Annotated in this window: 8 protein-coding genes; 2 read left to right on the top strand and 6 right to left on the bottom strand. The window is 65.7% G+C overall.

Annotated features, from left to right (window positions below; translation table 11 throughout):
* The 5 genes from VD811_04480 to VD811_04460 form a co-directional block, all read right to left on the bottom strand.
* On the bottom strand, positions 1 to 314 hold a 314-nt coding region (locus VD811_04480; GenBank protein HXV20236.1), incomplete at its 3' end, for an Ig-like domain-containing protein.
* A 252-nt stretch (positions 315 to 566) separates the two neighbouring features.
* Positions 567 to 1004, bottom strand: coding sequence for a hypothetical protein (locus tag VD811_04475; GenBank protein HXV20235.1), 438 nt, complete (start codon positions 1002 to 1004; stop codon positions 567 to 569).
* 101 nt (positions 1005 to 1105) lie between these two features.
* Positions 1106 to 1834: a spermidine synthase gene (locus VD811_04470; GenBank protein HXV20234.1), complete on the bottom strand. Its 729-nt coding sequence runs from the start codon at positions 1832 to 1834 to the stop codon at positions 1106 to 1108.
* A 283-nt stretch (positions 1835 to 2117) separates the two neighbouring features.
* Positions 2118 to 3461, bottom strand: a complete 1344-nt coding sequence (locus VD811_04465; protein ID HXV20233.1) for an NAD(P)-dependent oxidoreductase — start codon at positions 3459 to 3461, stop codon at positions 2118 to 2120.
* Between the two features lie 171 nt (positions 3462 to 3632).
* Positions 3633 to 4109: a hypothetical protein gene (locus tag VD811_04460; protein ID HXV20232.1), complete on the bottom strand. Its 477-nt coding sequence runs from the start codon at positions 4107 to 4109 to the stop codon at positions 3633 to 3635.
* A gap of 127 nt (positions 4110 to 4236) precedes the next feature.
* On the opposite strand from VD811_04460, the gene VD811_04455 reads away from it, so the two are divergent.
* Together VD811_04455 and VD811_04450 are read left to right on the top strand one after the other, a co-directional pair.
* A complete protein-coding gene (locus VD811_04455; GenBank protein HXV20231.1) occupies positions 4237 to 4575 on the top strand; it encodes a hypothetical protein in 339 nt (112 codons plus the stop codon).
* The gene (locus VD811_04450) at positions 4572 to 4829 is read left to right on the top strand and encodes a DUF504 domain-containing protein (GenBank protein ID HXV20230.1); all 258 of its coding nucleotides are present in this window, start codon (positions 4572 to 4574) and stop codon (positions 4827 to 4829) included. Before VD811_04455 ends, VD811_04450 begins: the two co-directional genes overlap by 4 nt.
* Before the next feature lie 10 nt (positions 4830 to 4839).
* On the opposite strand, the gene VD811_04445 is transcribed toward VD811_04450, so the two are convergent.
* A partial coding sequence (locus VD811_04445) for a M48 family metallopeptidase (protein ID HXV20229.1) occupies positions 4840 to 5683 on the bottom strand: 844 nt, incomplete at its 5' end.

Here is a 5683-nt window from a genome sequence, read left to right as displayed (position 1 = left end):
GCAGAAGGGGTAAAGGTGACCAGCGGCCCGTCGATCGTCACCGTGCCAGTCACCGGCAGAGCTCCGGCAGTCAGACTCAAGGTCGCGGCGCCGACGGCGGCCGGGGTCACCGCCTCGTTGAAGGTCACGGTCACGGCGGTGGTTCGGGCGACCCCGGAGCCTCCGTCGACGGGCAGGGTCGAGACAATAGTCGGCGGCGTCACATCGATGGGATTCGCACCATCGTCGCCGCCCCCATCCCCACCGTTACAGGCAGCCAGCACCAACGCCAGCAGCAGGGCTGACAACGTGGTCCCGCCATGTTTTTCGCTCATGCTCACGCCTCCTGTCGCGTTTGTCTTCTGAGGTCCCTGCCGCTTTCGGACCAAGCCGTCGCTGATTCAATTCTACTTCATAATTTTATAATAATCCCATCTTCCCTCGCTTGCCAGCGACGGGGTTGTTTTTCAAGGGAAACAAGCTGACCGCAACTCCAGGGCGAGCTGAGTGCCCCCAAAACGAAAGGGCGGCCCCCTGGCCGCCCCCTGTCCGATTCAGGCTGTCGAACACCGCCAGTGCGGATTGCATTACTGGCAGCGCAGCAGCTTCCTCCCTTGTTCGAAGAGGATCTCGACTTTGTTTGCGACGACGCGTTGCACCACGCCGAGGCCGAATACGGGATGCTCCACCAGGTCTTTCACCTTGTAGCTTCCGTTCATATCATACGCTTTTGCCCGCTCCCGCTGCATGTTGGAACGCAGGGCAATCCATTCCTGCCGATCGGCGGCCCCTGGGTCTTTCCGGCTGGCTCGTGGTGCGGCCGCCGGCTTCGGGCTGGCGGAACGCTCGGTCGACACCTTGGCCGGTTTTGCCTCCTTGTAATTGTGCACGCCGTTGCAGGTGTTGCACTGGACGCGCACTACGCGCTCGCCGACCATGGCGACGATGGTGTGGTTCATGAGGGTCCGGCAGCGGGTGCAATGCGCCTCGATGACGTCTCCTGCCGATAACTTTTTATTGCTCATCCTTCCTGCTCCCTTGTTTCATTCTGATGACTGATAGTGCCGGTCAACCCGGGGAGATCTCCGGGCCGACCCTGCCGCAACGGGCGTCGCCACCCATTGGCTCAGGCGAGGTGTTTGACGCGTTTTCGGGGAAATTGCTGCTTCGTTCGGGGGGGCTGCAGCCGGGCGACATAGACGACATGCCGCAGCCCGCCGCGCCCGGGCCTCTCGCTGCTTACCGCGAAGCCGGCGGCGACCAGGCGCTTGTCGAAGGCGGCATCGTAGTTTTCGCCCCAGACGGCGAAGATTCCGCCCGGTTTGAGGACGCTGCGCGTGAACTCGATGGCCCGGCTGCCGTAAAGCGGATCGTCGCGCTTGTGGGACCGGGCATGGGGACCGCGGTAGAGATCGAAGACGACGGCGTCGAATCTCTCTCCCGTGCCGTCGCTGGCATACCGGCGGATCAGCTTGGCGACATCGACGATCTCCACATCGACGCGGGAGTCGGCGGCGGCGCCGTCGGTCAGATGGGCCAGCGGACCGCGGCACCAGCTGAGGACGACGGGGTTGAGCTCGGCGACGGTGACCCGGCCGGTGGCGGGCAGGGCGTCGAGGACCGCCCTGAGGGTGTAGCCCATGCCGAGGCCGCCGACGAGCACCCGGGGGGCGGCGTGCTGTTTCAGGTGGCCGCAGGCGAGCTGGCCGAGGGCGACTTCGGAGCGATGCGCCATGCTGTTCATCAGTACCAAGCCGCCGACGGTGATGAGAAAGTCGCGCTCGCCACGCTGCCGCAGCTCGAGTACTCCCTCGTCGGTGGGGACGCTGTCGATTGTTTTCCAGGGCAGGGCCATGGACGCAAACCTCGGGTCGGGGAAGATTTTCCTGGGGGTTGAACGCTTTTTCGATTATATATCAAGCAGACGAATTCGGGCGATTCGGCAAAAGAAAAGGGCGGCCGAGAAGACCGCCTTTTCCGGGTAAGTCGTCAGGTAAAGCCTGTTTGCCGCGCTTCTTTTTGATGCCCGCCAGCGCTCCGTAGAAATATTCTTCCGGGCGCCGGCAGGCCGTAAGGATTACCCCAATTCCCACACGACTGTCAACGAAAACCCTTCCTGACGGGGCGCCGGTGGCCGGTCAGCCGGCTTCAGTCTCCGAGGCTTTCGTGGCCACCCGGCTCTGCAGCCAGGCGTCGATCGCCTCGGCCACCCGCCGCCCCTCGCGCATGGCGAGGATCACCGTCTTCGGCTCGTGCACCACGTCGCCGGCGGCAAACACCCCCTCACGGGTGGTCATGCCGTAAAACGGCTCGGGCTCGGTGACGACGTACCCCCAGTCGTTGGTCTTGATGCCGGTGGTGGTGGAGACGATGCGGGCGAAGGGCTTCTGGCCGATGGCGATGATCAGCTTGTTGCAGGCCACCTCCTGCTCCGTTCCCGGCAGCGGCAGGGTGAAGCTCTCCCGCCCGGAAACCTGGCGGGTAAATTGCTGCAGCACCACCCCCTCGACCTTGCGGTCGCCGAGAATCCTGACCACGCTCGTCTGGAAACGGAAAGTGACCCCTTCGTGCAGCGCCTCGGCGTACTCCTTGTCGCTGGCGCGGCGCTCTTTCTCCGGCCCGATGTCGACCGCCTCGACGCTCGCCGCCCCCAGGCGCAGGGCAGTGCGGGCGGCATCGACGGCGACGTTGCCGGCGCCCACCACCAGCACCCGATCCCCCGGCTGCACCGGCCAGGGGCGGCCGGGGAGGCTGCCGTCCTGGATCAGGCTGACGGTCTCGAGGAAATAGATGGCCTGCATGGCGCCGGTCAGGGTCTCTCCCGCGACGCCGAGCTGCTTGGAGAGGCCGGTGCCGGTGCCGATGAATATCGCCTGGTAGCCCATGGCGAAGAGCTGGTCGAGGGTCAGGTCCTCGCCGATGACCACGCCGGTCTCCAGCCGTACTCCGAGGTTGCGCACGATCTCGATCTGCTTGTCGACCACTTCTCTGGGGAGGCGGTACTCGGGGATGCCGTAGCGCAGGACGCCGCCGGCCTTGCGCTGGGCCTCGAAGACCGTGACGCGGTAGTTCTGCTTGGCGAGGATCGCCGCCACCGACAGGCCGGCCGGCCCGGAGCCGATCACCGCCACCTTGCCGCGCAGGCGGTTGAGCGCCAGCTCCATCTCCTTCTCGGCGAGGAAGCGCTCCAGCTTGCTGATGCGGATCCCGGTGCCTTTGCGGCTGAGCACGCAGGCCCCCTCGCACTGGTCGTTGTGCGGGCAGACCCGGGCACAGATGATGGCGAGATTGCTGTTTTCGTTGATGATGTCGATCGCCGCCCGGTAATCCCTCGCCTCGATGGCCGTGACGATCTCGGGGATGCGGTTCTCGATCGGACAGCCCTTGACGCAGAGCGGATTCTTGCACTTGAGGCAGCGCCGGGCTTCGGCGAGCGCTTCCTCCTCGCTGAAGCCTTTTTCCAGTTCGTCGAAATTTAGCACGGGGGAGAACTCCTTGGACAAATCCGAGCGGAGGAGAGATCCCGCCGCTCGCCACAGGATACACCATTCATCCAGAAAAAAGCAAAGGGGGGGGGCGGCAACGGATGGAGGAATCGTTGAACGCGACGTTGCCGCCGCTGCAATCGTGCCTTCGGGAGTTCTGCGGGGAAGTCAGCGCTGCGGAATCAGCACCAGATCGAAAACGGCCACCCCCTGCCCGGCGGCAGGGTAATGCTGGGTGATCAGTTCGGCGAAGCCGGGAGCGGTAACCAGCAGGTGGATGTGCGATGGGCGGCTGCCGTAGGGGGGCGGGAAATGGCTTTCGAAGAAATAGCGGCCATCCTCGCGGGAGAAGGTTGTTGCCCGCCAGCGGTCGTCGTAGCGGCCGTCCGGCCCGGTCATCCAGATCTCGATCTGCGCCCCGCCGATCGGTTTGCAGTCCGCCGCCGACTTGACTTCGCCCTGCAGCAGATACCCCTTGCCGATCTGGCTGCGCACCGGGGCCCCGGAGCGGTAGAACGGCCCCTCGGCATCCGGTGGAGTGGGCGGGCAACGGTATTCCTGGGCGACGACGAAGGCCGGGGCGAGGCTCAGGAGCAGCAGAAACAGCATGGTCGGCAGGGTCTTCATGACAAAATTATAGCACAAGTTCGGAGCTCCTTGCCCGGCCTGCGCGCTTCTCCGTTTTTTGCTGGCGATTCGCAGGAAAAGCGGGCCATACTGGATGCAATCGCCCGGCTGCCCCGGGGTATATTGAACATTGAGGAGGATGACGATGGAAGTGGATCTGGATCTGCTGGCATACCTGTGTCACAAGGGGGCGCACTACATCGAGGTGGCGGTGCAGGGGACCGGCTACCTGCCGCGCACGGTCATCGGCGTCGGCACTTTTCTGCTCGATCATGATGGCGACGTCGACCTGTTGACCGCCAAACAGCAGGTCACCTTCGACAAGTTCCTCCGGCCGCTCCTCTTCAACGTGGCCTGTCAGGGGGATGCCGGTTCGGGAAGCTGCCGGGGCAGCGGCCTGATCGGGGCCGATCTGCTGCTGAAGAGTTACCGCGACGGTGAATTCAGGTGCCACCGCTGCCGAGAGGCGGGCGTTGCATCTTGATCCCGATCCGCGAACTGCTCAACCGCATCCGCTGGGACCCGGAGTATGGTCAGGGCGACTTTGCCATCGGCTACTACGACCGGCTGGAGGAGCGGATCGTCGTCGTCCCCTTCGGCGAGGTCTGTTTCACCCCGGACGATCACTTCGCCATCCAGGTGACGGATGCCCTCGGCCAGACGCACAGCGTCCCCCTGCACCGGGTGTGCGAAGTCTACCGCAACGGGGAGCGCATCTGGCGGCGGGAGCATCGCTGAGACGCCTGATCTATGGCGCCGGCAGCGCCGCCCTGGCTGCGGTCAGGTCGATGGCGAGGGGAAGCCAGTCCCCGCTGAGAGCGGCCACCTCCCGGCGCAGCTCGGAGAGGCGCTCCTCGGTGGCCGGATGGGTGGAGAGGAGGGCCGGCGGCGCCAGCGACTGCTCCTGCGCCAGTTTTTCGAAAAACCGCACCATGCCGCCGGGGTCGATCCGGGCCGCCACCAGGCGGCGGAGCCCGTCACGGTCGGCCTCGCGTTCCGCGTCGCGGGAAAAGCCGAGTTCGGTCAGATTTTGCGCCGCTTCCGCCAGCGCCGTCCCGGAAAAATCCCCCAGGGCCACCGCCACGAGGGCCCGCAATCCCATCCCCTTCACCATCGTCTTCAGGCTGTGGCGCAACTCGGCGTGGGCGATCTCGTGGGCGAGGACGCCGGCAATCTCCTCGGCGCTGTCGGCCGAGCGGAGCAGCCCCGCAAACACCACCACCACGCCGCCGGGCGCGGCAAAGGCATTCAGCTCGGGACGATCGGCCACGAACCAGCGATAGTGGTGCGGGGAACCCGCCGTCAGCGGTTCGCCGATGGCGCGGATGGCCTCGACGGCCGGGCCGCTCTCCGCGAGCTGCATCTGCAGGCGGGTCTGGGCGAGGGCTAGGTCGCCGAGCCGCGCCTCCTGTTCGTAGGGGATGCGCCGGACGACCCAGTCGGCAAGATCGTCCCGGGCCAGGAAAAAGGCGACGAGGGCCAGCACGGGGAGCAGCAGCAGGAGGAGCAGGGCTGCCCAGCCGAAGCGGAAGCGCCGCTCGATCCGGCCGCGCACGCCGGCAACCGCCGCGAGACGGGCGGCGTGCTGTGCC

The organism is Desulfuromonadales bacterium, assembly GCA_035620395.1.
Classification (GTDB): Bacteria; Desulfobacterota; Desulfuromonadia; order Desulfuromonadales; family DASPGW01; genus DASPGW01.
This window is presented reverse-complemented; position numbering and strand designations above follow the sequence as displayed.